Here is a 26,939-nt window from a genome sequence, read left to right as displayed (position 1 = left end):
GGGCACGACATTTCAAGGCCAGGCCGGGAATGGACGCAATCCTGCAAGCGGAAGGACAAGTCTGCGTGACTGCATCAACTGCGAGGTCTCGCTTTGCCCGCTGGCAGAGCGTGCGGAAGACTTTGGGCGATACTTCAGCCGGCTCGATCGCCAGGGCCGATTGCCTGACGCGCCTTGCCAAGCGCCGCGCTGCCTTTGCCGCCGCCACAGCCACCGTCGGTTTTGTCTTTGTGCCTGTCCCTGCCCTTGCGGGCTCTGCCGCACTACCGGCAGGCGGCACATTCACTTCTGGCGCTGGCACCCTGGTTCAGGCCGGCACGCATCTCGATATCAACCAGTCTACGACGCGCGCGATCATCAACTGGAACAGTTTTTCGGTCGGTGAACTGGCAAGCGTCAGTTTCCAGAACGGAAGCGGCGCAACGCTCAACAGGGTAATCGGCGATGCCCCTTCGGCGATATTGGGTGCGATCAATGCAAGCGGCAGCGTTTATCTGATCAATTCAGCCGGGATCCTGATTGGCCACAACGCGGTGATCAATGCTCGCGGCGGTTTCGTGGCCTCGACGCTCGACATGGAGGATACATCCTTCATGAAAGGCGGCTCATTCGTTTTTTCGGGCAACTCCACGGCAAGCGTCGTCAACCTGGGCCAGATTTCCAGCAGCGCCGGCGATGTTTACCTGATTGCCCGCAACATCAGCAACCAAGGCAGCCTGACAGCGGCGGGCACCATCGGACTTGCCGCAGGCACCCAAATCCTGTTGCAGGACGGCAGCGGCGACCAGCGCGTTTTCATCCAGGTCGGCAGCGACAGCAACCTTACCACTTCGGGTGCGATCACCGCTGCCAGTGTTGAATTGCGCGCTGCAGGTGGCAATATTTATGCCTTGGCGGGCAATGGCGGTGGCGTCATTGCCGCGAATGCTGTCGCAAACCGTAATGGCAAAGTATGGCTCGTTGCGGATGGCGGCGATGTGACAGTCGGCTCGGGTTCGCAGATCACCGCAGCAGGAACGACATCGGCCGGCGGCGTCATCTCGATATGCGGCGGGAACAGCGCAACCATCAAGGGCGCACTGGCAACCACCGGTACGGTTGGTGGCCAGATCGAGACGTCGGGCGGCAAAGTCAATTTTTCGGGCGCGACGATCAATCCTGGTGTTGGGGGGCGCTGGCTGCTTGATCCCGCAAGCCTGACCATCGACGCCGCCGCTGCGGCGACAATCACGACTACGCTCAATAATGGCAGCAACGTCACCCAGCAGACATCAGCCGGTGGGGGGGCCGGTACGGGCGATATTCTGGTTACCAGCAACATCGGCTGGAATGGCGGCGCTTCGTTGACTCTGAGCGCGTATCACGATGTCCAGGTCGGCTCGGGCATCACCATTAGCAACGGTAATGCGGGCAAAACCGGTGCGGGCATATTGCAACTGCTGGCCGACAACACTGGCACCGGCAGCGGCACTGTAAGCTTTGGCGCCGGCGCAAAGGTGGACTTTACCAACAGTTCGGGCCAGGTCCTTATAGGTTACAATCCGCTCGACGGCGCTGCAAGCAACACGGTCAATTCGGCGCGCTATACATCGACGATCGGCTATTCCGGCGGCAGCGCCGGATATGTCAGCGAAGTCCTGCTCGGCAGCCATGGCGCCGGCCTGACCGCAGCGATGATCGTGACTAGTGCAGAGGACCTGCAGAACGTCCAGAATAACCTTTCTGCCAATTATCTGTTGCAAAGCGATATCGACGCCAGCGCGACCGCAGGTTGGAACGCGGGTGCAGGCTTCGCATCGCTGGGCAGTTCCGGGACGGCGTTTACCGGCGCGCTGTTGGGCAACGGCCATACTGTCGACCAGTTGATGATCAACCGTCCAAACGAGGATCATGTCGGCCTGATTTCACAGTTGGGCGCTGGTGGAACAGCCAAAGGCCTCACTTTGACCAATGTCGCGGTCACCGGCGGCAATTTCGTCGGTGGTCTTGTCGGTACGAGTGCCGGCAGCGTCCAATCGGTTTCGGTTACCGGGTCGGTTACCGGCAGTGCTTTCGTCGGCGGCATCGTTGGCCAGTCGCTCGGTTCGGCATCCGGTGTCACCGGTTCCCACAACAGTTCCACGGTCGTCGGCGCCAACAGCGTCGGCGGTATCGTCGGCCAGACGGATGGCACGATTTCCGCGTCGGACAACGCCGGCACGATCAGTGGCGACCTGTTTATCGGCGGCATCGCCGGTTCTGCGGGTGGCTCGGTCAGCGGCGTCAGCAACACCGGGGCAATCACCGGCAATTCATCCAGCGTCGGTGTGGGCGGCATTCTCGGATTCAACACCGGCACAGCCAGTGCCGTTTCGAACACGGGCGCGGTGTCGGGCAGCTATTCGATTGGCGGCGTGGTCGGCGACAATGGGGGGGCCGTCTCCAACGCCAATTCCGCGGGCACGATCTCCGGCTTTGCGATCGGTTCGAACATTGGCGGCGTGATCGGCCTCAACGAGGCTACAGGCACCATCCGTCAGTCCTATTCGACCGGGCCGGTCACGACCGCAGCCAGTTTCCAGGGCGTGGGTGGTCTGGTCGGCGAAAATGACGGCGCGGTCAACCTGTCCTACAGCACGGGCACCGTTGCGGCGGGTTCGGACAATGCGCTGATTGGTGGACTGATCGGCAAGAATCTCGGCCAGGTGATCCAGTCCTATGCGTCATCGACTGTCAGCGGAGGCGCCAACAGCGTCGATCTGGGCGGCCTTGTCGGAGACAACGAGGGCAGTGTATCGCAATCCTTCGCTTATGGAACCGTGTCGGGTGCGGCTGGTGCCAGTTCGCTGGGCGGCCTGTTCGGCACCAACAGCGGCACGGTATCGGCCGATTCGTTCTGGGACATCGGCACGACCGGTCAGGCCGCAGGCGCCGGAGGGGGTACGGCGGTATCCGCGGCGCTCGGCCTGACCACCGCGCAAGCGCAAAACGCTACCTTGCTCGCTGGCAAGGGTTACAACTTCAATGCCGGCCCGTGGGTCATTCTCGACGGAAAATTCTATCCTTTGTTAAGCTGGCGCTATGCCGGTTCGATGCCGCAAATCATCGCCGGGACAGCCTACAAGGACAGTGCCGGAATGCTTGCGGCCACTGGCAGCACGATCAGCCTGCTCGAGGGTGGCACCCAGCTTGCGCAGGCGACGAGTGCAGCCAGCGGTTACTATTATTTCCTGCTCGACAACGGCACCGTTACCAGCGGCAGCGCGCTGCTGACGACAGTTACCGGCGCCAGCTTCAAGGCCAATGCGGCCGAAACGTTCCTTAGCGGCACCGCGACCGGCATGGATCTGCTGGGCAACACGGTCTCACTTTATGGCAATGGCGCGGCGATCAAGCTGTCCGACCTGGTCTCTGCCAAAGCGTCGTCGACCAGCACCGACATTATTTACGCGAGTGCCGGCTCGACGCTGACCCCGACTGCCGGCAAATCACTCCGCGTGGTCGGCAACGGCAGCGCAATCGACGTCGATCTGAGCGCAACCACCTCTGGCGCCGGCACCATAACGATGGGGGGAGCCACCAACCTTACCCTTGATGCCGGTGTGACTCTGACGAGTGCCGCTTCCGGCACAGCCATTGCGCTTGCCGCCCAAAACCAGTTCACCAACAACAGCGGCGCAGGTGCGCTGGTCACCTCTGCCGGCCATTGGCTCGTCACTGCGCTCGATCCGACCACGCTGGCCGCAGGCGGCCTCACTCCCGATTTTCTCCAATATGGTACTAGCGGTCCTCTCCTGGGGTCTGGCAACGGTTTCCGATTCGTGACCGTGCCGACGTTGACGGTGTCTTTGACCGGCACCGTGTCGAAGACTTACGACAGCAACAGCACTGCAACTCTATCGAACGCCAATTATAGCGTTGCGGGCGATCCGGGCTGGGACACGGTTGCCTTGACCATGCCCGGCATTGGGGCATTTGCCGACAAGAACGCCGGCTCGGGCAAGCTGGTTTCAGTCTCCGGCTTGACGGTCTCTGCGACAAATGGGTTGATTCCAGTCTATGGGTACACGCTCACTGCAACGAGCGCCTCGGCGGCGATCGGCACGATCACGCAGGCCAGCCTGACTGCCGGGCTGACCGGAACGGTCAGCAAGACCTATGACACCACCACCACGGCAACGCTGAGCGCGAGCAACTACGCGCTTGGCGGAGTGTTGGGCAGCGACAGCGTCGCGATCGCCCAGACCAGCGGCAGCTATGACACCAAAAACGCTGGCACCGGCAAGACCGTCAGCGTCACCGGCCTGACCCTGAGCGGCGCCGATGCGGGCAACTACACGCTCGCCGCGACCAGCGCCTCATCTGCGATCGGTACGATCACCCAGGCAAGCCTGACCGCCGGGCTGACCGGAACGGTCAGCAAGACTTACGACGCCACCACCAGCGCGACGCTGGCCAGCGCCAACTATTCGCTCGGCGGTGTGCTCGGCAGCGACAGCGTCAGTCTCGGCACCCCGGTTAGCGGCAGCTACGACACCAAGAACGCCGGAACCGGCAAGTTGGTCAGCGTCACAGGCCTGACCCTGGGCGGCGCCGATGCGGGCAACTACGCGCTCACTGCGACCAGCGCCTCAGCTGCGATCGGTACGATCACCCAGGCAAGCCTGACTGCCGGGCTGACAGGCACGGTCAGCAAGACCTACGACGCCACCACCGGCGCAACGCTGGTAGCGGGGAACTATACCCTGGGCGGCGCAATCGGCGGCGACGCGGTTGCACTCAACGATCCGGCCAGCGGCAGCTACGACACCAAAAACGCCGGCACCGGCAAGATCGTCAGCGTCACCGGCCTGACCCTGAGCGGCGCCGATGCGGGCAACTACGCACTCACTGCGACCAGCGCCTCGGCCGCAATCGGCACGATCAACAAGGCCAGCTTGACGGCCGGACTGACCGGCACGGTCAGCAAGACCTATGACACCTCGACCAGCGCGACTTTGGCGGCGAGCAACTATACGCTCGGCGGCACGATCAGCGGCGATGCGGTCGCGCTCAACGATCCGGTCAGCGGCAGCTATGACACCAGGAACGCCGGAACCGGCAAGATCGTCAGCGTCAGCGGGCTGACCCTGAGCGGCGCCGATGCGGGCAACTACACGCTCACTGTAACGAGCGCCTCGGCTGCGATCGGTACGATCACCCAAGCCAGCCTGACCGCCGGGCTGACCGGAACGGTCAGCAAGACCTATGACGCCACCACCAGTGCGGCGCTGGCCAGCGCCAACTATTCGCTCGGCGGTGTGCTCGGCAGCGACAGCGTCAGCCTTGGCACCCCGGTCAGCGGCAGCTACGACACCAAGAATGCCGGAACCGGCAAGTTGGTCAGCGTCACAGGCCTGACCCTGGGCGGTGCCGATGCGGGCAACTACACGCTCACTGCAACGAGCGCCTCGGCGGCGATCGGCACGATCACGCAGGCCAGCCTGACTGCCGGGCTGACCGGAACGGTCAGCAAGACCTATGACACCACCACCACGGCAACGCTGAGCGCGAGCAACTACGCGCTTGGCGGAGTGTTGGGCAGCGACAGCGTCGCGATCGCCCAGACCAGCGGCAGCTATGACACCAAAAACGCTGGCACCGGCAAGACCGTCAGCGTCACCGGCCTGACCCTGAGCGGCGCCGATGCGGGCAACTACACGCTCGCCGCGACCAGCGCCTCATCTGCGATCGGTACGATCACCCAGGCAAGCCTGACCGCCGGGCTGACCGGAACGGTCAGCAAGACTTACGACGCCACCACCAGCGCGACGCTGGCCAGCGCCAACTATTCGCTCGGCGGTGTGCTCGGCAGCGACAGCGTCAGTCTCGGCACCCCGGTTAGCGGCAGCTACGACACCAAGAACGCCGGAACCGGCAAGTTGGTCAGCGTCACAGGCCTGACCCTGGGCGGTGCCGATGCGGGCAACTACGCGCTCACTGCGACCAGCGCCTCAGCTGCGATCGGTACGATCACCCAGGCAAGCCTGACTGCCGGGCTGACAGGCACGGTCAGCAAGACCTACGACGCCACCACCGGCGCAACGCTGGTAGCGGGGAACTATACCCTGGGCGGCGCAATCGGCGGCGACGCGGTTGCACTCAACGATCCGGCCAGCGGCAGCTACGACACCAAAAACGCCGGCACCGGCAAGATCGTCAGCGTCACCGGCCTGACCCTGAGCGGCGCCGATGCGGGCAACTACGCACTCACTGCGACCAGCGCCTCGGCCGCAATCGGCACGATCAACAAGGCCAGCTTGACGGCCGGACTGACCGGCACGGTCAGCAAGACCTATGACACCTCGACCAGCGCGACTTTGGCGGCGAGCAACTATACGCTCGGCGGCACGATCAGCGGCGATGCGGTCGCGCTCAACGATCCGGTCAGCGGCAGCTATGACACCAGGAACGCCGGAACCGGCAAGATCGTCAGCGTCAGCGGGCTGACCCTGAGCGGCGCCGATGCGGGCAACTACACGCTCACTGTAACGAGCGCCTCGGCTGCGATCGGTAAGATCACCCAAGCCAGCCTGACCGCCGGGCTGACCGGAACGGTCAGCAAGACCTATGACGCCACCACCAGTGCGGCGCTGGCCAGCGCCAACTATTCGCTCGGCGGTGTGCTCGGCAGCGACAGCGTCAGCCTTGGCACCCCGGTCAGCGGCAGCTACGACACCAAGAATGCCGGAACCGGCAAGTTGGTCAGCGTCACAGGCCTGACCCTGGGCGGTGCCGATGCGGGCAACTACACGCTCACTGCAACGAGCGCCTCGGCGGCGATCGGCACGATCACGCAGGCCAGCCTGACTGCCGGGCTGACCGGAACGGTCAGCAAGACCTATGACACCACCACCACGGCAACGCTGAGCGCGAGCAACTACGCGCTTGGCGGAGTGTTGGGCAGCGACAGCGTCGCGATCGCCCAGACCAGCGGCAGCTATGACACCAAAAACGCTGGCACCGGCAAGACCGTCAGCGTCACCGGCCTGACCCTGAGCGGCGCCGATGCGGGCAACTACACGCTCGCCGCGACCAGCGCCTCATCTGCGATCGGTACGATCACCCAGGCAAGCCTGACCGCCGGGCTGACCGGAACGGTCAGCAAGACTTACGACGCCACCACCAGCGCGACGCTGGCCAGCGCCAACTATTCGCTCGGCGGTGTGCTCGGCAGCGACAGCGTCAGTCTCGGCACCCCGGTTAGCGGCAGCTACGACACCAAGAACGCCGGAACCGGCAAGTTGGTCAGCGTCACAGGCCTGACCCTGGGCGGTGCCGATGCGGGCAACTACGCGCTCACTGCGACCAGCGCCTCAGCTGCGATCGGTACGATCACCCAGGCAAGCCTGACTGCCGGGCTGACAGGCACGGTCAGCAAGACCTACGACGCCACCACCGGCGCAACGCTGGTAGCGGGGAACTATACCCTGGGCGGCGCAATCGGCGGCGACGCGGTTGCACTCAACGATCCGGCCAGCGGCAGCTACGACACCAAAAACGCCGGCACCGGCAAGATCGTCAGCGTCACCGGCCTGACCCTGAGCGGCGCCGATGCGGGCAACTACGCACTCACTGCGACCAGCGCCTCGGCCGCAATCGGCACGATCAACAAGGCCAGCGCGACGATCACGGTCGATAATACACAACGGTTCGTGAACGTACCGAACCCGCCATTTACGGTAACGTATTCAGGCTTTGTCGGTGGCGAAACATCGAGCGCGCTGTCGGGCAGCCTGCAATTCACCACAGCGGCGGCAACCGCCAGCCCGCCGGGGATCTATGCGGTAAGCGCTTCAGGTCTGTCGTCGAACAATTATAACCTTAAATATGTCGATGGTCAGTTGTCGGTCATAGCGCAGGCCACCAATGTCCAGGGCGACGGGCAGACACCCACGAGCTTCGTGATTGGCGTCATTCATACCCCACTTGTCGACATACTCTCGCTGCCGAGCCCCGATGACCAGAGCGCGCCGATGATCGGTGCCGGCCAGCAGCCGAAAGATACGGCACAAGGCGCTCAATCCCGATCAACTGACGGCAGCAGCGGTCCGCAGGATAGCTGGGCGTCGAGCGGACCATGATCGATTGCTCCCGCAAGTTGCCCACGCCAATTCGAAATTGCCTTGCCCAGGAGATCATCCGGCCATGAAAAAATTCCATCTGGTGGCCAGTCTGGCCGGCACCGGTCTGTGTGCATTGTCTGCGGGCAATGCATCCGCGCAGGATTACCAGCACGTCGCCCCTCGCGATCTTGGCACACCCTCTCCAGCGCCGATCGCGCAGCCCCAGCCCCCCGCCGCACCCGTAGTGCCTGCTTCGGCGCAAAATGGACAGGTGGTCGCGTCGCTCAAAGGCCTGGTGTTCGTGGCAGGTGTATCTGCGTTCCAAAGCAACGGCGTGGCCGCAGATGGCGTGCAGACGAGCGGTCTCGCGCCGCTTGCCCAAGCTGATTTTACGAGGAAAATGAATGATCTCATCGGCAAGCCGCTGACATTCGCACAGTTGCGCGACATTACTGAAGCGGTTCTCGCGGCGTACAAAGCGCAAGGTGCGCCACTGGTCCGCGCTGTCGTGCCGCAACAAAACATCGATCGCGGTACGATACAGGTAGTCGTAACCGAATTTCATGCCGGCAAGGTATCAGCACAAGGCAACCGCTGGTTTTCGGACGATCAGGTTCTGGCGCCTTTCCACATCAGTTACGGCGACCCGATTTTTCCCGAACGAATGACGCGTGCACTCGACGAAGACAATGCCAATCCGTTCCGACATGTCGAACTGGTTTATCGGCCCAGCCAAGATCCCGGTCACACCGATATCGTGCTGATGACGCGTGATCGCTTTCCGTTCCGGCCCTATGTCAGCTTCGACAACAGCAACGCCCGTGTGCTCGGCCGCGACCGCTACAGCGTCGGCTTCAACTGGGGTCGTGCATTCGGCGCCGATGAAATCCTGTCGTATCAATTTTCGACCAGCAGCGACCTGTTCGATGGGCACCGACGTTCGGACGGGACACAGCGGGTAAGTTTCATGAGCCATTCGGCCTATTGGTCGGCTGCGCTACCCTGGGAAGACCGGCTGATCGTATTCGGTGCTTATGAACGCACGCGTCCCGACATTGGCGTGGGCCTCGATCTGGTCGGCAAGAGCGGGCAGGCCAGCATGCGCTATCAGCACCGCCTTCCCGATTGGGGCGGCATCAAACAGACGATGCAGGCCGGTTTTGATTTCAAGACAACCAACAACAATCTCGATTTCGGCGGCACAAACGTTTCCGCCAACCGTACCGACGTCGATCAATTCCTCTTCGAATACAGCGCCAGCCTTTCCGATCGCCTCGGGATCTGGAGCCTGGACGCGTCGGTTTTCGGCAGCCCGGGCGGTTTGACCGGCAACAACAACAATGCGGCATTCCAGCCCGCGCTGACCCATTCCGGTCGGTTTGATGCCAAATCACACTACGTCTATGCCCGCGCAGATCTCGATCGCCTGACCGCCTTTCCGGGCGGGGGCGTTTTGGCCCTGAAAGCGACGGGCCAATTGGCCGATGGCCCCTTGCTCGAATCCGAACAACTCAGCCTTGGTGGCGCTGCGACAATGCGTGGCTATGAGCCCAATTCGATTAACGGCGACGAAGGCTATTACGTCAGCGCCGAATTGCGCACCCCCAACCTGCCTCTGGCCACGAGCGCTCGCTCCTATCTCGCAATATTCGCCGAATGGGCTGATCTTTCCAATAAAAATCCAGGTCCGGGTGAAATCCCGAAATCCCGAGCTGCCAGCACAGGCGTCAGTGCGAAGTTGGATTGGCAGAACCATGTCCAGTTGCGATTCGACTTCGGTGTGCAATTGAAGCGCCTACCCAATCAGGCGGCGCTCGGCCAACTCGGCATGGTGACAGTGACTTTCGGACTGTAGTCCCCTTGTCGCAGGCCCCCTCGATGAGCCACAGGGTAGCTTCTAGCCTCGCCGATTTTCATGTAATCGTCGATGATGATCACATCGCCGGATAAAGCCGCCGATCGGTCAGCCCACTGACACTGCCGTATGGGCTGTCCGATTGCGCCGTTGATCGTGACGTCGGGAAGCGCGCGAACCTTGGGCGACTGGTGCGGCGGCACCTGCGATGGCGGACCGATGCCCTTCCATTTTGCGCTGCGCTGACGGGTTGCAGTGCAAGCCGGGGAACCCAAGCAAGCTGCCATCGCTACCGGCGGCTTGGGAAATCGGAGATGAAGCAGCCAACTTTCTACCCATCAAGATCAGGTCACCCACCGCGGCAAACGCGGCAATGGCGGACGTTTCGACTGCCCGAGATTGCTCCGACGCCGTCCATCGGGCATATATTGGGTCTCCGCGTACCGCCAGTGATCGAGGGCATATTCCAGCATCTGGCTAAGGCTGTCGACCATATCGTCATGTTTCCCATGAGGAAATGCCCTCAGTTCACCGAGCATGAAGTCAAGCCCATCAAGCTCCGCTGGAAGCCAAACCCGACCTTCCTCTATCTGGCCGGTTTGCGCCAGCAGCCGTTCTACCTTGCTGTTGCTTGGCTTGCATCTGACCAACTGGAATGGCCCAGATTTTCGAAATTCCTGGATAAGGCCAGTCCCAGCGTTGGCGTCTTCCATCAGAACACGGTCGGCGCGCCATTTCCTTTGCAGGGCAATGACCGCGGGCTTGAGGTCAAAATATTCGACCCGCTGCCGGTAGATATCGATCAGGAAATACCGCCCCGCCAAGTAGCCCCAGGTCGTGCATACCGACCAATCCGCCGTTGCCAGAGAGCTCGTCGCTGTGTCCCAACTCTGGAACACCTTCTCGAAGCGATTACGATCAATGGGGTTCTCGAAACGCCGGAAATGGTCGAGCCGCAAAAGATTGCCTTCCAGCGCAACGGGGTCCTGCAGGAACTGTGAGGAAAACACATGCGGGCCCGACTCCAGCCGTTTCTGCTCGAGCTGCTCGCGCGACATCAGTTCCGGACACAGCACTTCGTTGCGGCGATAAAGATGGGTCTGCCTGGGCCCGGTCTCTATCAGCATGTCTCGGGGCGCGATCGCGGGCAAGCACAGGCACGCGTACCCTTTGTCACGCAGATAAGCGGGCAAATCGTCCTCGTGAACCCGCTGCTGGATCGAAACGATCGCGCCAATCCCCAATGGGTTGAGCCGCTGCTGGGCAGTGGCATCGAACCAGTTTTTCACCGCAGCGCGCGCCGCCTCGCTGACTGCTTCGTCCCCCTTCATAACGTCGTCCAGGATCAGGAAGTTGGCGCCGCTGCCGGTCGCCCGGCCACCCACAGAGATGGCCAGGCAACGACCATTGCGGGTTGTGATAATTTCCTCTTGCCGATTACCACGCGGAGCGATGCGTGTTGCGGGAAAGAGCTTCTGGTACCAACCCGACTCTAGGACGGATCGGCGATGATCTGCATGCTGACGAGACAGGTCGCTACCATAGGTAGCGACCATGATTTCCTCGGCAGGATTGCGCCCCAGCAACCAGCATGGAAACGCAACTGCAACCGTGATCGATTTGAGCGCTCGGGGTTGCAGCCAAATCATCGAGCGCAACAATTCGCCCCTTGCGACCTTTTCGAGCCAATAACACATGGCCTTCAAATACCATGATGCTCTGAGTGGAGGCTCTCCGGGCTTGAGGTGCGCAAACACCAGCATCACGAACGGTAATAGACGTTCCCGTGCCAGAGCGTCGACGAGTTGCGGTTGAGAGGGCGGTCTCATGCGTCCTCTCCTTCATCCCGCTCGCGGGCAAGAACGTCATCTTCGAACCAGTTGATGATCGCCTGACCCGCGGCAGTCAGCTCCTCTGGCGATCCGCCATCGGCGTGTGCAGGCAGTTCAGCGCCCTCGTCCGCCGCCCATTTGGCGAGGTCGTACATTGTCCTGCGCGCACGCCAATCTCCCTCTGCAGCCATGGACGCTTCCTTCGAGACCAATGCTTCGAAGTACGACACTTTCTTGGGCCCACGCCCGGTCTGCACGACAATTTTCGAGTTCAAGACTTTGCGCGCCGCGGCCTTGGCGCCTTTCGCGTTTTTTGCCTTCTTGGCGCGCTCTACATCGGTGGGGCGGCCATTGGGATTTCCGGAAACGCCAGGGGCAAAGCTACCACCATTGGCCTCACGCTTTGGTTTGCGCGGTGGCATACTCGCCTCCGAACGATCTTGGTCGTCGTCCCGGTCATGTTGCACGTGGTCAGTGTCGGCAGCCTTGGGGGCAACAGGGCGAATACGCCGAGGTGGCGAAGGGATCGAGGATGGAGTCATCGGGTAATCCTTGAATTGGGGTGAGATGCTTGATCAGGTGATGGGGACAATCCGCCGGCGTGCAGGAGGCACGATGGGCGGGGGAGCCGTTTCGGACCTGGCCGCAGCTGTGGCGGCGAAGGTTTCTCCTGTGGCTTCCAGCACGGCATGAACCCCGGTGTGGGCCTGCCAACGGCGGATGGCGGTATCGACGTAGATCGGGTCCAGCTCGATGCCGTAGGCGATCCGACCAGTGCGCTCGGCGGCGATCAGCGTGGTTCCCGAGCCTAGGAAGCTATCGAGCACGATCTCGCCGCGGTGCGATACATCCCGGATGGCTTCGCCTATAAGCTGGGCTGGCTTCACTGTCGGATGCGATCCGAGTTCCTCCATCCGATTCTTGCCAAAGCTATTGCAACCGGCAGCGTCCCAGACATTGGTCCGGTAACGACCAAATCTGCCGAGCTGGACATTGTTGCGATGGGGCGCGCCGGGCTTTTTGAAGATCCCAACCAGTTCGTGTTTCGACCGATACAACGATCCCATTGATGCATTGGTCTTGTTCCAGACGCACAGGTTAATCAGCTCGAGGCCAACTTGCTTTCCGGCGGCGATGAGTTTGTCGATGCTGCGCCAGTCCATAAAGGACATGATGATGGCACCTGGCTCGCAGAACGCCGATGTCAGCCTCAGCTCATCGATGAGAAATGTACTGAATTGTACGTCGGACATTTCGCCGGTCGCCATGGGAAACTCGCGATGCTTGGTCGCACCCAGACCCCCTACGTGCTTCGTTACCGAGACATTATATGGGGGATCCTGGATCGACATTTGCGCCAGGTTCCCGTTCATCAGCCGCACGTAAGTTGTCAATCGGCGTCCAAACGGGACCCGCTATCGGCGTGCAAAAGGGGACCACTTGGCGGCGTTGCACTTGGGTTGATGCCGGGCGCTGATTTCGCGCTGGGGCTGGCGTAGGGAGGGCGTAGCCCGACCGGAGGCAGCCCCAGCGCGAAGTAAATTTTTATCGAGGTTTGGCCGGGTCAGTTGCGGTGTTTGAAGCGCCAGCTGTCGTTGCCCGTTTCGATGATGTCGCAATGGTGGGTGGTGCGGTCGAGCAGCGCGGTCGTCATTTTGGGATCGCCGAACACGGTCGGCCATTCGCCAAACGCCAGATTTGTGGTGATGATTACCGAGGTCTTTTCGTAGAGTTTGCTCATCAGGTGGAACAGCAATTGGCCGCCGGAACGGGCGAACGGCAGATAGCCCAGTTCATCGAGCACGACGAGTTCGATGCGGCTGAGCTGGGCGGCGAGCGCGCCGGCCTTGCCGATGCGCGCCTCATCCTCAAGCCGCGTGACCAGATCGACGGTGTTGAAGTAGCGGCCACGGGCGCCGGCGCGCACAACGCTGGCGGCGATGGCGATGGCCAGGTGGGTCTTGCCGGTTCCGGTGCCGCCGACCAGCACGATATTGCGCCTGCCCGGCAGGAATGATCCGGCCTGTAACGAGCGGACCAGTTCCTCGTTGATCGGCGTGCCATCGAACACGAACGCGTCGAGATCCTTGATCACCGGCAGTTTGGTGGCGCTCATGCGGTAGCGGATCGAGGCCGCGTGGCGGTGCGCGGCTTCGGCGCGCAGCAGATCGGTCAGGATCTCGGGCGTGGTGCGCTGGCGTTGCACGCCGGTGGTTACCGCCTCGTCGAACGCGCTGGCCATCCCCTTGAGGCCCAGCGCGCGCATGGCGTCGATCATCTCATGCCGCTGCATTGTGGCCTCGCACCGTGTCATAGATCGCGCAATCAGCGCGGGGCGGATGCTTGAGCTTGAGATCGACTACGACGCTGAGTGGCTGATCTGTTGGTGGTTCGCGCCGCCGCGCCAGAATATTGAGGATCACCTCGTCGCTGGCAGCGCCGGTATCGAACGCTTCGCCGATGGCGGCCTCGACCGCCTCCAGTCCGTCGGTGGATATGGCGGCCAGAACCCGCACAAAGCGGCGATCGGCTTCGTCTCCGCTGCCCAGCTTGCGCCGCAGCCGGGCCAGCGCCGGCGGCAGGGCCCAGTCCTGGAATGGCGCGCCGTTGCGCAGCGCACCGGGTTTGTGCACCAGCACCGGCAGATAGTGCCACGGATTATAGAGCGTGCGGTCGCGCCCAAAGCAGCGCGGGTGCTCGGCGACAACCTCATCCCCCAGGCGCACCACGATCCGGTCAGCATAAGCGCGCACCTGAACCGCGCGGCGCACCGCCCGCGCCGCCACGGAATAGCGGTTGCGGTCAAAGCTGATCAGACAGGTGCCGGTCACTGCGTGGCTCGTCTCGTGAAAGCCGTCGAACGGCGACAGCATTGGTTGCAGTGCGGGCCGCTCGGCCTCCAGGCATTGCGCAACGGTCATGTCCTTTTGCTCGGGGTGCGAGTGCATCGCCGCCCAGCGCAGGCACTCGGCCTCAAGCCAGCCATTCAGTTCCTCGATGCTGGCAAACTTCAGCCGGGGCTGGAAAAAGCGACCACGGATCGTCTGGACTTGGTTCTCGACCTGGCCCTTCTCCCAGCCTGCCGCTGGAGAACAGGCGGTCGGCTCGACCATGTAATGATCGGCCATGACCAGAAACCGGCGGTTGAACACGCGCTCCTTGCCGACAAATACCGTCGTCACTGCGGTCTTCATGTTGTCGTAGATGCCGCGCAACGGCACCCCGCCAAAGAACGCAAAGCCGCGGGCATGGGCGTCGAACACCATCTCTTGCGTCTCGCGCGGATAGGCCCGCACATACACCGCTCGCGACGCACACAACCGCATGTGGGCGACCTTCACCCGCATCGGCTTGCCCGCAATCTCTACGTCCTCGTGGCTCCAGTCGAACTGGTACGCCTCGCCGGGTTTGAACAGCAACGGAATGAATGCAGGCACGTCGCCGCCGGGATCCCTGCGGCGGCCATCCGCCCAGCGCCGGGCGTAGCGCCGCACCGCATCATACGAACCCTCGAACCCTTCACGCAGCAGCAGATCGTGGATCCGCGTCATCCGCAGCCGGTCACGCCGATGCCGCGCCTCGTTCTCGCTCAGCAGCGTATCGAGCCGTTCCTGAAACGGCCCGAGCCGAGGCCGCGGCTGAACCGTGCGATGATAGTCAAACGCGCCTTCCGTCGCATTGATCGCCTTGCGCACCACCTTGCGCGACAGCCGTAGATCCCGCGCGATCTCCCTGATCGCCTTGCCGCCCGCGTGCTCGCGCCTGATGCGTACAACTGTCTCCACCACCAACATCCCGATCTCGCCACCTGAAAATCCAGGCCGCTGTCTAAACCATCGGAATGGTGGTTCCCTTTTGGACGCCGATCACCCCGCTAGCCGGGTCCTTTTTGCACGCCGATCCACACTTCCCGCGAAAGACCCAGTATGACCACCCGGTGTAGAACAGGATGACGGGCAGCAACACGAGCGTACCCACGAGCAGGAACGCTTGCGTGCTCTCTGGCGATGCGGCTTCCCAAAGGGTGTAATGGCCGGGAACGATCATCGGCCACAGGCTGATTGCGACACCCAGGAATGACAGCGCGAACAGGCCAACCGCGGCGGCAAACGCCTCCCACGAGCTATCGCGCCCCAACGCGTGCCAGGCGTAGAGCCCCACAGCGCAGGTCGCGATCGGTAGGGGCAACAGGAATGCGGTGTTCGGCCAGGCAAACCATCGCTCAAAAATCGCATTGCTGGCAAGGGGCGTCCAGATGCTGACGGCAGCGATACAGAACGACACGCCGATCAGGCTTATCCGGCCCGCACGGCGACACCACGCCTGCAGATCGCCCTGTGTCTTCATTACCAGCCAGCCTGCCCCAAGCAGCGTGTAGCCAAAGACAAGCGCGACACCGGTCAGCAGGGAAAACGGTGTCGCAAAATCGAAAGACGATCCGGTGAACACCCTACCCTCGACCTTGAAACCCTGAATAAAGCTGCCGAGCACGACACCTTGCGCGAAAGTCGCAACCAGCGACCCCAGGCAGAATGCGCGATCCCAGAAGCGTTTGAGGCCGGTATGCTTGAAGCGGAATTCGAAGGCGACGCCCCGAAATACCAGGGCCAGTAACATGATCACGATCGGAAAATAGACAGCAGGGATGATGATCACGAATGCCAACGGAAACGCAGCCATAAGGCCCACCAGCCCCAGGATCAGCCATGTTTCGTTGCCATCCCAGAACGGCCCGATCGAATTCATGACGACGTCCTGGTGCATCGGCGCGACGAGGCCATGCAGCATCCCGACGCCAAGGTCGAAGCCGTCGAGCGCGACGTAGATGAAGATTCCAAGACCCAGGATCACGGTCCAGATCGGGACCAGACTATGCCACATGATGATCATCCGCGTTCGGGGCAACAAAAGGCGGCATCGGCCGGCCTGCTTCGATTTGGTCCGGCGCGTCGGTCGCAGCATGCATGCCGCGCCGCACGATCCCGGCCATGATGGCAAAACCCGTCGGAAACATGATCAGATAGACAATCACGTAAAGCGCGAGCGAGATGGCAACATCGGTTCCGGTCAACGACGGCGTGACGGACTTTGCCGTGCGCAGCAAGCCATAGACTGTCCATGGCTGGCGACCGACCTCTGTGGTCGTCCAGCCGGCGATAACGGCCACAAAGCCGAGCGGCGCGGTCCATTGGCAAAGACGCAGAAACCAGACGGACCGGTACAACCTGCCACCTGGCCGCAGCAACTGGCCTGTCGCTGCGACAAAGAGCATCAGCACCGCAATTCCGACCATGATGCGAAAGGAAAAGAATGGCGGTCCGACTGGGGGGCGCTGATCCATCGGGTAGCTGTCGAGCCCCCTGATGGTCGCAGTCCGCGAATGCATCAGCAGCACACTGCCCAGGGCGGGCACTTCGACCGCGTACCGCATCCGCCCGGACGCATCGTCGGGAATGCCGAACAGCGTCAGCGGCAGCGGACTGACGGTATCATACCGGCCCTCGATCGCCGCAAATTTGACCGGCTGGTATTCCCGCGTGTTGGTGCCATGCAGATCACCGATCACAAATTGCAACGGAACCAGCACGATCAACAGGTTGAGCGCCATGCGGATCATGATGCCGGCCTCTTCAGTCGAACGGCCACGCCGAAGCAACCAGGCGCCGACACCCAGTACGACAAAACCGGTCGTAATATAGAATGCGTTGACGTTGTGGAGATAGCGGTAGGGGAACGATGGGTTGAAGATGATCGCCCACCAGTCGTCGGGAAAGAACCGGCCATTTTCGATGTGAAAACCCTGCGGGGTCTGCATCCAGCTGTTCACCGACAGGATCCAAAAGGTCGAGAACAGCGTTCCGGCCGCGACCATCAACCCTGCGAAGAAATGGACCCAGGGCGGCACGAGCTTGCGGCCGAAAAGCAGTACCCCAAGAAACGATGCTTCGAGGAAGAAGGCGGTCAGCCCCTCATAGGCAAGCAACGGCGCCAAGACATTGGCGGTCGTATCCGAGAAACGGCTCCAGTTGGTGCCGATCTGGAAGGGCATGACGATGCCGGAAACAACGCCCATGCCAAACGATATGGCAAAGATCTTGGTCCAGAACGCCGAGATGCGGCTCCACACTTCGCGCCCGGTAAAAAAGGCGAGACCTTCGAGCACCGCGATATAAGACGCGAGGCCGACGGTGAAAGCGGGTAGCAATATATGCCAGGAGATTACCCAGACCCATTGCAGCCGTGATAAAAGGAGCGGATCGAGCGTCACCGCGGTTTGATCTTCGGCACTGGCCAACCGGTGGCCCACAGGCGCAAGAGCCGGATATGGGTAAATCGCTCGATCAAGTCTTGACCCCTTCTGAGTATCTATCCGCGAGAGCTACAGGAACCGGGATTCGCTGTTGAGCTTCGGAATCTACTCATACCGCGATCATGGGGCCGGAAACTTCGGCCGCGACCGGGCAGCCCTGCAGGCTATGCTAGCCGCGCGCTGCAAACGACAGCATGATCAGCGAAAATCCTGTGACGATCAGATTGATACCGACAAGCATGCCGATCGCCCATACGGCTGTGCCCGGCCAGCCAGACCAGATCAGGAAAACCAGCACCAGATCGACAAACCCGCTGAACAACAACCAGCCCCAGTTGCGCGCATGATGGCGAAAATCGAGCCCGGCGAAGATCGCCGACATGCCTTCGACCGAAAACACTACCGCCAACACCATCGTCAGCGTCAGCACGCCGCCCAGCGGCCGCAACACCAGCATGGTACCGACAATCACCGTCAAGACGCCAGCCGCCAGGGACCACCAGTACCCTGGCCAATGGCGCGCGCGCAGCAACGTCACCACTCGGGCGATGCCACCGAGGAACAGCAGCCACCCGACCAATATGTCGACGGCCAATGTACTCAGGACAGGCATAGCGAATGCCAGAATGCCCAACAGTTCCAGCAGCAGCCCGACGCCAAGCGTCTGTTTCCAATGCTGCGCGATCGTCGCGCTGATGCGGGCGCGCATGCGATCCTGGGTTAGCGATTCCTGAAAAGCCATGGTCTTGCTCCCTGTGAGTGGATGGCAATCCGCTGCCCGTGCAGCGAAAAACGTTGTAAATGGAAACAGTTCCGGCAAGAATGCGATCAACGGGCTGGGAGAGAAATAAGCTGAACGCTGATGATCCGCCTTGCAAAAACGGACAGTCTTTACCATTCTGTTGGTTGTTGTACGCAGGGTAATCGGTCATTTCCGATTCCTATCGGCCAACGCTTCAAAACCGGCGATCACTTCGAACAATTCTTCATCGATGCTACTCTGGCGCAACTGGTTGGATTGCGCATGAAGCGTTTCCAGCAGGTCGTTTATTGTCTTGTCGGCCCGCTGCATCGCCGCAAGACGGCTCGCATTCTCGCTCGCAAGAGATTCGGCGCAGGCGCGGAACAGCGAAATGAACAGATATTCCCGTATCAGCGCGCGCAGCGTCGTGGCGCCGGTTCCCAGAACTTCGGGCAGATCGGCCGACGGCCAGGGAATGCTGGCAAGATTGCGTTGCCATTGCCGATCGAGCGGCAACAACCGCTGGCCCGCAGGTTCGTAAAGCGCACCGGGCAGTGGACGGTTGTGGAATACCCAGAGCGAGGTGGTGCCGCTGCGCTGGCGCTGGGTTTCACTTTCGATTTGCAACTGCCCCACCAGCGGTGCGATCGCTTCAACCGAATTGGGCAGCGCAAACAACCCGATCGGGGCGAGGCCCGCATCGGCCAGCCGCGCATGCACACGTTCGCCTACTGCCCACACTTTTGCTCCGCCTGGCAAAGCGCTGAGTTCTTTGACAGCATAATCGACAATGATGTCATTGAATTGCCCGACCAGCCCCTGATCCGACCCGAAGACGATCGCGCTGACGGCTTGGGCTTTGGCCGGAACCACAATTTGTGTTGCGGAAGGGTGTTCGCGCAGGCACGTGCTCAGCCCGAGTTCGACTGTGCGGTAATAGTCAGTGAGCGAACGCACCGACTTCTCGTATTGCCCGATGCTCGACGCGGCCAGGGCCTTCATCGAGCGAACAACCGATTGAAGATCACCGGCACTGCTAATTTTTCGGCGCAAGCCCTCAGCCGTGTCGCTCATGCGCCGGGGTCTGGTGGGGGTTTGGGCTGAAACGGCACCAGAGCCTGGCGGGCCAGGTCGACAATCAGCGAACGATCTGCATCGCTCAATGTATCGGCGCTGGCAAAACGGGCCTGCACCTCTGCCGGGATCGTTGCTGCGGCCGTTTCAACTCCCGATTGCGCGGCTGTCATCTGTTCCAGCGGCACGGGTGCAAACAAGTCTGCGGTTAGCGCAAGCAGAATGGCGATCTGGGCGGCGACGGCGACCGGCGCGCGCTCCTGCTGTTTCAGGCAGGCGCGGATGCGTTCGCCGTGATCGATGATCTTGCGCGTATCGTCATCCAGCCTGGCACCGAAACGGGCGAAGGTTTCCAGCTCGACAAATTGCGCATAAGCCAGCTTCAGGTCGCCAGCGACCGCGCGATAAGCGCCATGTTGCGCCTTGCCGCCAACACGCGAAACCGATTTCCCGACATCGACCGCGGGCAAGACCCCCAGTTCGAACAGCGACGGCGACAGATAGATCTGACCGTCGGTGATCGAAATCAGGTTGGTCGGGATATAGGCCGAGATATTCTGCGCCTCGGTTTCGATGATCGGCAGCGCGGTCAGCGAACCGCCGCCCAGGTCCTGCCGCAAATGCGTCGCACGCTCGAGCAGGCGCGAATGAATGTAAAAGATATCGCCCGGAAATGCCTCTCGGCCGGGGGGACGCCGCAACAGCAGGGACAATTCGCGATAGGCGCGCGCGTGGCTGGTCAGATCGTCATAAACGATCAGCACGTCGCGGCCCTGTTCCATAAAATATTCCGCGACGCTGGTTGCCGCATAAGGCGCGCTGTACGTCAGCCCCGGGGGATCGTTGCCCTCGGTCACGACCAGTACGGTATAGGCCATCGCGCCCGTTTCGCGCAATGTGGCGACCGCTTTGGCGACAGCCGAGGCGCGCTGACCGATCGAGCAATAGACGCACAGCACATTCTGATCGCGCTGGTTGAGAATGGTGTCAATCGCAATCGAGGTCTTGCCGGTTTGGCGGTCGCCGAGGATCAGCTCACGCTGGCCGCGCCCTACCGGAATGAGCGCATCGATGACTTTGAGCCCGGTCTGCAGCGGCACGGTCACGGCGGCACGGTCCATGATGTGCGGCGCCACGCGTTCGATCGGGCGCCGCTCGTGCGCGGGCACTGGCCCTTTGCCATCGAGCGGTCGGCCCAGTGGATCGATGACGCGCCCCAGCAGAGCTTCGCCGACGACGACATCCATGACGCGGCCGGTGCGGGTAACTTCATCACCGGCCTGCAGATGCCAGTATTCACCCATCAGCACGACGCCCACTTCCGTTTCGTCGACGTTGAATGCCATGCCGAGCAACCCGCCGGGGAACTGGATCAGTTCTTCGTAGGCGACGCCGGGCAAGCCGGAGATTTTGGCAATACCGGTGGCGACGCTGGTGATCGTGCCCACTTCGCGCGGGCGCAATTCCGGGACAAATACCTTGCGCGCCGCGCCCAGCAGATCAAACGCCTGCCCGAATATATCGGCCAGCTTTTCCGGCTCGGCGCTCACGCTGGTGCCGCTTTGCGTCTTGACGCTTTGGGCTTCGCAACATGTTTGACAGCACGCTTTTGCACGGGCTTTGGATGGTCCTTTGCTGCTTTATCCGGGGCGGTTTTTGGCTGAACCAGCGCGCCGACGCCCTGTTCCATTGCGGCAAGGTAGTCCGCTATGCTCCAGCAGATTTTCTGTCCACCGGCGCTTAACTCGATCCCGCTGACAATTTCTGGTGCGGTTTCGAAACGCAGTTTGCCATCTGTGGCAAACACGTCGCGCACTGCCTTCTGCACAGCGTCGCGCTGCGCTTCAGGCAAGTCGAAAGTGCTGCGCACGATCGCCGGATCGCTTGCCTCACCGGTCGCCTTCGCCATCTCGGCCCTGGCCTTGGGTGCCAGTTCCTGCAACCTGTGGATGAAGAGATCGATCATCGCATGTTCGAGGGTTGCAGAAGCAAGGTCGGTCAGGGTCTTACGCGCGATCGCAAACACTTCTTGCTGGGTCAGGCGCCGAATTGCCTGGTCGAGAGCAACGACTTCGTTTTGCAAAGCATCGCGGCGCTTGGCTGCCAGGGCGTCCGCGGCCTGGCCCGCCTCATCGAGCAGTCTTTTGCGTTCGGTGGCCGCCTCTGCGGTCGCTTTTTTCAACAGAGCGGCGCGATGTTGGTCGAAATCGTGGTTCTTGTGTTCAAAGGTCTCGCGCTCCTTTTGCGCGTCGGCCCGTTTCGTATCAGCATCGGCCAGCTCCGCGGCAATGCGCTTTTCACGCGCGTCCACGGCGTCGATGATCGGTTTGTAGAGAAAGCGTTTGAGCAACCACACCAGGATGATGAAGTTGAGCGCCTGCGCCCCGACAGTAAACCAGTCGATCAGCATGGGCTACTTCCCCGCCGCATGGGCGATCGCGTAATTCCAGAACGGATTGGCGAAAATGAGGATCATCGACACCACAAAACAATAGATCGCGATCGATTCGATCATCGCCAGGCCGACAAACAGCGTGCGGGTGATCGTCGAACCGGCATCGGGCTGTTGCGCCAGCGAACTCAGCGCGGTGGCGACGGCCCGGCCCTCGCCCAGCGCCGGGCCGATGCTGCCCAGCGCGATCGTCAGGCCGGCGGTGACGATCGAAGCGATCGCGATCAGCGTCATGCTATCCATGGTACTCTCCTGCCGGTGGCGTGCATTCGTGTTGGGGGGTCATGATCACGCGGCCTTCGCTTTGCTGCCGCGTGTGGCGGCAGCGATGTAGACCGCGGCCAGAATGGTGAAGATATACGCTTGCACCATACCGGTCAGCAGACCGAGCGCGCTCATCAAAATCGGGAATATCAGCGGGGTGATCGTCAGCAAAATCGCCAGGATCATCGTCCCGCTCATCATGTTGCCGAACAACCGTACGGCGAGCGCCAGTGTCCGCGAAAGCTCGCTGATGATGTTGAACGGCAGCATGATGACCGTGGGTTCGACAAACGACTTAAGATAGCCATCCACCCCTTGCTCCCTGATGCCGAAGAACGGCACCACCACAAACACGCAAAGGGCCAGCGCCGCCGTTGTCGAAAGCGAACCGGTCGGCGGCTCGTACCCCGGAATGATCGTGCACACGCAGGCCGAGGCGACGAACAGGAACAGCGTGCCCAGAAATCCAAGGTATTGCCGCGGATTGCGCAGGCCGACCTCGTCGATTTGTTGCACGATACCGGTGACCACGATTTCGAGCAGGTTTTGCCAGCGCGACCGTTGCAGCCCTGTCGACAGGTTGCGGGTAATCAGCCACGACCCTGCGACAAGCACGAACATCAGGGCCCAGGTGAACGCAATCGTCCCGTTGAGTTTGACGAAGCCATGCTGCCACAGGATGATCTGATCGGCACTAAGGCGCATGGCGGGCCTGCCTTTCGGCCATGTCGGTCGGTGCGGCCGACGGCCGGGTCCATTGCTTTACCGCCATGCGCGCGAGAACGATCCCGAGCAGGCACAAGCTCCAGTTCCGCCAGTCATCGCGACCGATCAGCGCCAACCCCGCCAGCAGGACCGCCATGCGCAGCACCATGCTGCCCAGGAACAACAGCGCCGGGTTCGGCGATGCCAGGCCCTTGACAACCGTCCACCACAATCCGCCGAAGAAAAATGCCCCCAGTAACAGACCTGCCGCCAGGGACAGGGCAAGCGTCACGAATTCGGTCATTCCGGATCCTCGGTTTCTTCGGCCATCGCACGGCCCTGCCGCGCCACCCAGGCCCACGCATTGAAACAGCCAAGCGTCAGCCCGGCCATCAACAGCGCCAGTGTCCAGGGATGCCGTCCCGGATAATGGCCGTCGAGCCAGATCCCGAGCGCAGCGCCGAGAAGCGTCGGGACCACGACCGACCAGCCGATCAGACCCATCATGCCAAAACCGGACCAGATTCCATGGCCGTCATCACGCCGCGCCCGGATCTTGCGCGCCGCCTTCAGCCCCAATCTTTCGCCGAGTGCGGCGTTCGCCTGCTCGATCGTCCGACGCGGGTCATCACTCACGGTGAATTCCGGCCATGTGCTCGATCAGATCGGCATCGAGTTGTGCCAGCAGCGAACGCATCGTTCGTTCCTGATTGTCCAGCGCCAGGAAATCGTGCTCCACCGTTTCGCGTAGCCGGCCAAGGTCCGTACCGCCGCTGGCCCGTCGTACCGAGACAAGCACGTCCGGCCCCGATTTAATCATCACCCCCTCATCAACCGCCAGGAATACCTCCCCGGCGGACGCAGAGGCGTAAGTCAGAATTCCCGGCATCAGGGCCGCCACGCAATCGAGCCGGTGGGGCAGCAGCCCGAGCGAGCCCTGCCGGGTCTCGACGACAATCCGCGCAACGCCCTTCTGCTGGGCGAATATGCGGAACGGCAGGAGGATCTTCAGGTTCATGCGGCGTGCGCCGGTGTCGGCGCGGGCGCCGCCTTGGCCCCGGGCGACGCCGATTTCGACTTTGCCTTGGCCTCGTCGATCGTCCCGATCATGTAGAGCGCGGATTCGGGATAGTCCTTAAACTCGTCGTTCAAAATGCGTTCGCAACCGTCGAGCGAGTCCTTGAGGCTGACCATTTTTCCGCTTATTCCCGAGAACTGCTCGGTCGTGAAAAACGGCTGGGTCAAAAACCGTTCGAGCCGGCGTGCGCGTTCGACAACCTTGCGATCCTCGGGCGAAAGCTGTTCGAGCCCGAGCATCGCGATGATGTCCTTCAGCTCGTCATATTTGGCCAGCGTGCGCCGGATCTCCTGCGCAAGCGCATAATGACGCTTACCGACAATCCCGGGTGTCGCCATTTTTGAATTCGATTGCAGCGGATCGATTGCGGGGAACAGCCCTTCGCTCGCGCGTTTGCGCGACAGCACGATCGATGCGGAAAGGTGCGAAAAGGTGTGAACCGCCGCGGGATCGGTAAAATCATCTGCGGGCACATAAACCGCCTGGATCGACGTGATCGCACCGGTATCGGTATTGGCGATGCGTTCTTCCAGCCCGGACAGTTCAGTGCCCATGGTCGGCTGATAGCCTAGCCGCGAAGGCATCTGGCCCATCAGGCCTGACACCTCCATGCCGGCCTGGATAAAGCGAAAAATGTTGTCTACGAGCAACAGTACGTCGCGGTGCTGATCGTCGCGGAAATATTCGGCCATCGTCAGCGCGGCATGCCCGATGCGGAAACGCGCGCCGGGCGGTTCATTCATCTGACCGAACAGCATCACCATGTTCGGCAACACGCCGGCGTCCTTCATCGCGTCGTAGAGCTCCTGCCCCTCGCGGCAGCGCTCACCAATTCCGCAGAATATGCTGACGCCCTGGTGATGACCGATCATGTTGTGGATCATCTCGGTCAAAAGCACGGTCTTGCCGACGCCCGCGCCGCCGAACAGCCCGGCTTTGCCGCCACGCTCCAGCGGCAGCAGCACATCGATCACTTTGATCCCCGTTTCGAAAACTTCGGATTTTGTCGACCTTTGCGCAAGTGACGGTGGCGCGCGATGCACCGAACGCCACTCGACATCGGCCACAGCAGGCCCCCGATCGATCGCGTTGCCGAAAACGCCGAACATCCGTGAAAGCACCGCTTTGCCGACAGGGGCTTTCAATGGTCCACCGGTGTCCTCGACCGTCATGCCGCGCGCCAGGCCCTGCGTCGGGCTCAGCGCGATCCCGCGAACGTGCCGTTCATCCTGTTGCGCCAGCACTTCGATCCGGATTGCCTTGTCCGGCCCGGTGACCAGCATCGTGTAGACCGGGGGTAGCGGCCCTTCGAAACGCACCGATACGACGCTGCCCCGGACAGACACGACCGTGCCGAGATTCGGGTGCGGAAGATCAGATGCCATGGTGCAGTGTGCCGATCAGTATTGTGGCAGACGCTGCGCCGACACCGACGAAACTGACGGCGGCGATATTTATGAAATCCCGGCGCCTGACATTGCCTGCTTCCGACCTGATGCCGATTATCGGACCACCGATATTCATGCCCCGGCTTCATGATCGGCGGCCACCGCCGGCGCGCGCCCGTTTGCGCCGGCAGCATGACCGCCACTACCCTGGTCCGCGGCCGCTTCCAATAGAGTCAGGAATGGTTTCATGATGTCGATCGGCATCGGGAACACAACCGTAGAGTTCTGCTCGGCGCCAATATCGGTCAGCGTTTGAAGGTAGCGCAATTGCATGGCAGCCGGAATGCTGGAAAGAATGGTCGCGGCATCGACCAAAGTCTGTGACGCCTGGAATTCGGCTTGGGCGTGGATCACTTTGGCGCGCCGATCGCGTTCGGCTTCGGCCTGCTTGGCAATCGCCCGCACCATGTTGTCGGTCAGTTCGACGGTGCGGATTTCGACATTGGTGACCTTGATGCCCCAGAGCTCGGTCTGGGCGTCGAGGATGCTTTGCACATCTTCACTCAGCTTCTTGCGCTCCGACAGCATCTCGTCGAGGTCATGCTGCCCCAGAACTGCGCGCAATGTCGTCTGGGCAAGCATGTTGGTCGCCGGCCGATAGGATTCCACCTGGATGATCGCGTGCTCTGGATTGACCACATTATAGTAGAGCACCGCGTCGACTTTCATCGACACGTTGTCGCGGCTGATGACATCCTGGCTGGGGATTTCGACCACCTGGATGCGCAAATCAACCCGCACCATCTGCTGTATCAACGGGATCAGCAGCACGAGACCCGGCCCCTTGACCCGATCAAAGCGGCCCAGCGTGAACACCACGGCCCGCTCGTACTCGCGCAGAATTTTCACGCTGGCCAGCAACAGGAACAGCACCAGGAGAATGCTGATGGGCGTGACCGCGAGCCAAGGGTTCATCATGTGCGATTCCTGTCGGTACGATGGTGCGGGGTCGCGCTTGACCGGACGATTTTCGGGGGCAGATCGTCCATGCAGTGCCATCTTGCGACCGTGTTAGGACACTAAGACCGAACGCTGCAGGTTCGGAATATACTCAGGGCCGCTCTGGAATTTCGCGCGACAGGTCTGGAACTCGTG

The 26,939-nt window shown here is 61.6% G+C and carries 21 protein-coding genes; 2 read left to right on the top strand and 19 right to left on the bottom strand.

Annotation, left to right across the window (positions count from 1 at the left end):
* Nucleotides 1–65 precede the first annotated feature (65 nt).
* Complete coding sequence (locus ACOOE2_RS06570; RefSeq protein ID WP_420382220.1) at nucleotides 66–8,102, top strand: YDG domain-containing protein; 8,037 nt, start codon at nucleotides 66–68, stop codon at nucleotides 8,100–8,102.
* Nucleotides 8,103–8,166: 64 nt separating this feature from the next.
* Entirely contained in the window at nucleotides 8,167–9,939 is a 1,773-nt protein-coding gene (locus tag ACOOE2_RS06565; RefSeq protein WP_420382219.1) for a ShlB/FhaC/HecB family hemolysin secretion/activation protein, read from the top strand.
* 344 nt (nucleotides 9,940–10,283) lie between these two features.
* Here the strand turns inward: ACOOE2_RS06565 and terL are convergent, their stop codons facing one another.
* From terL to ACOOE2_RS06470, 19 genes are all read right to left on the bottom strand, one after another.
* Nucleotides 10,284–11,768 (bottom strand): phage terminase large subunit, encoded by a 1,485-nt coding sequence (terL, locus tag ACOOE2_RS06560; protein ID WP_420382218.1) that lies wholly within the window; start codon nucleotides 11,766–11,768, stop codon nucleotides 10,284–10,286.
* Complete coding sequence (locus tag ACOOE2_RS06555; protein ID WP_420382217.1) at nucleotides 11,765–12,193, bottom strand: DUF5681 domain-containing protein; 429 nt, start codon at nucleotides 12,191–12,193, stop codon at nucleotides 11,765–11,767. The genes terL and ACOOE2_RS06555 overlap by 4 nt, the downstream gene beginning before the upstream one ends.
* A 153-nt stretch (nucleotides 12,194–12,346) precedes the next feature.
* Complete coding sequence (locus tag ACOOE2_RS06550; protein WP_420384570.1) at nucleotides 12,347–13,123, bottom strand: DNA-methyltransferase; 777 nt, start codon at nucleotides 13,121–13,123, stop codon at nucleotides 12,347–12,349.
* A 212-nt stretch (nucleotides 13,124–13,335) separates the two neighbouring features.
* Entirely contained in the window at nucleotides 13,336–14,064 is a 729-nt protein-coding gene (gene istB / locus ACOOE2_RS06545; protein WP_420382216.1) for an IS21-like element helper ATPase IstB, read from the bottom strand.
* The gene (istA, locus tag ACOOE2_RS06540; RefSeq protein ID WP_420382215.1) at nucleotides 14,051–15,565 is read right to left on the bottom strand and encodes an IS21 family transposase; all 1,515 of its coding nucleotides are present in this window, start codon (nucleotides 15,563–15,565) and stop codon (nucleotides 14,051–14,053) included. The genes istB and istA overlap by 14 nt, the downstream gene beginning before the upstream one ends.
* Before the next feature lie 34 nt (nucleotides 15,566–15,599).
* Nucleotides 15,600–16,652: a cytochrome d ubiquinol oxidase subunit II gene (gene cydB / locus ACOOE2_RS06535; RefSeq protein ID WP_420382214.1), complete on the bottom strand. Its 1,053-nt coding sequence runs from the start codon at nucleotides 16,650–16,652 to the stop codon at nucleotides 15,600–15,602.
* Nucleotides 16,642–18,066 carry a cytochrome ubiquinol oxidase subunit I gene (locus ACOOE2_RS06530; protein ID WP_420382213.1) on the bottom strand — a complete coding sequence of 475 codons (1,425 nt, stop codon included), beginning with the start codon at nucleotides 18,064–18,066 and terminating at the stop codon, nucleotides 16,642–16,644. Before ACOOE2_RS06530 ends, cydB begins: the two co-directional genes overlap by 11 nt.
* Before the next feature lie 184 nt (nucleotides 18,067–18,250).
* A complete protein-coding gene (locus tag ACOOE2_RS06525) occupies nucleotides 18,251–18,823 on the bottom strand; it encodes an HdeD family acid-resistance protein (protein WP_420382212.1) in 573 nt (190 codons plus the stop codon).
* A 186-nt stretch (nucleotides 18,824–19,009) separates the two neighbouring features.
* A complete protein-coding gene (locus ACOOE2_RS06520; protein ID WP_420382211.1) occupies nucleotides 19,010–19,897 on the bottom strand; it encodes a F0F1 ATP synthase subunit gamma in 888 nt (295 codons plus the stop codon).
* On the bottom strand, nucleotides 19,894–21,426 hold the full coding sequence (locus tag ACOOE2_RS06515; protein WP_420384569.1) for an alternate F1F0 ATPase, F1 subunit alpha: 1,533 nt from the start codon (nucleotides 21,424–21,426) through the stop codon (nucleotides 19,894–19,896). Before ACOOE2_RS06515 ends, ACOOE2_RS06520 begins: the two co-directional genes overlap by 4 nt.
* Nucleotides 21,427–21,443: 17 nt before the next feature.
* Nucleotides 21,444–22,307 carry a F0F1 ATP synthase subunit B gene (locus ACOOE2_RS06510; RefSeq protein WP_420382210.1) on the bottom strand — a complete coding sequence of 288 codons (864 nt, stop codon included), beginning with the start codon at nucleotides 22,305–22,307 and terminating at the stop codon, nucleotides 21,444–21,446.
* Nucleotides 22,308–22,310: 3 nt separating this feature from the next.
* Complete coding sequence (locus ACOOE2_RS06505) at nucleotides 22,311–22,592, bottom strand: F0F1 ATP synthase subunit C (RefSeq protein WP_420382209.1); 282 nt, start codon at nucleotides 22,590–22,592, stop codon at nucleotides 22,311–22,313.
* Nucleotides 22,593–22,637: 45 nt separating this feature from the next.
* The gene (locus ACOOE2_RS06500; protein ID WP_420382208.1) at nucleotides 22,638–23,318 is read right to left on the bottom strand and encodes a F0F1 ATP synthase subunit A; all 681 of its coding nucleotides are present in this window, start codon (nucleotides 23,316–23,318) and stop codon (nucleotides 22,638–22,640) included.
* A complete protein-coding gene (locus tag ACOOE2_RS06495) occupies nucleotides 23,308–23,622 on the bottom strand; it encodes an ATP synthase subunit I (protein WP_420382207.1) in 315 nt (104 codons plus the stop codon). Before ACOOE2_RS06495 ends, ACOOE2_RS06500 begins: the two co-directional genes overlap by 11 nt.
* The gene (locus ACOOE2_RS06490) at nucleotides 23,619–23,954 is read right to left on the bottom strand and encodes an AtpZ/AtpI family protein (RefSeq protein ID WP_420382206.1); all 336 of its coding nucleotides are present in this window, start codon (nucleotides 23,952–23,954) and stop codon (nucleotides 23,619–23,621) included. Before ACOOE2_RS06490 ends, ACOOE2_RS06495 begins: the two co-directional genes overlap by 4 nt.
* Nucleotides 23,947–24,336, bottom strand: a complete 390-nt coding sequence (locus tag ACOOE2_RS06485) for a F0F1 ATP synthase subunit epsilon (protein WP_420382205.1) — start codon at nucleotides 24,334–24,336, stop codon at nucleotides 23,947–23,949. The genes ACOOE2_RS06490 and ACOOE2_RS06485 overlap by 8 nt, the downstream gene beginning before the upstream one ends.
* Nucleotides 24,333–25,781 carry a F0F1 ATP synthase subunit beta gene (atpD, locus tag ACOOE2_RS06480; RefSeq protein ID WP_420382204.1) on the bottom strand — a complete coding sequence of 483 codons (1,449 nt, stop codon included), beginning with the start codon at nucleotides 25,779–25,781 and terminating at the stop codon, nucleotides 24,333–24,335. Before atpD ends, ACOOE2_RS06485 begins: the two co-directional genes overlap by 4 nt.
* Nucleotides 25,771–25,920, bottom strand: a complete 150-nt coding sequence (locus tag ACOOE2_RS06475; RefSeq protein WP_420382203.1) for a ubiquinol-cytochrome c reductase iron-sulfur subunit N-terminal domain-containing protein — start codon at nucleotides 25,918–25,920, stop codon at nucleotides 25,771–25,773. The genes atpD and ACOOE2_RS06475 overlap by 11 nt, the downstream gene beginning before the upstream one ends.
* A complete protein-coding gene (locus ACOOE2_RS06470) occupies nucleotides 25,917–26,762 on the bottom strand; it encodes a slipin family protein (protein ID WP_420382202.1) in 846 nt (281 codons plus the stop codon). The genes ACOOE2_RS06475 and ACOOE2_RS06470 overlap by 4 nt, the downstream gene beginning before the upstream one ends.
* Between the last annotated feature and the right edge of the window lie 177 nt (nucleotides 26,763–26,939).

The organism is Novosphingobium sp., assembly GCF_965214355.1.
Classification (GTDB): domain Bacteria; phylum Pseudomonadota; class Alphaproteobacteria; order Sphingomonadales; family Sphingomonadaceae; genus Novosphingobium.
This window is presented reverse-complemented; position numbering and strand designations above follow the sequence as displayed.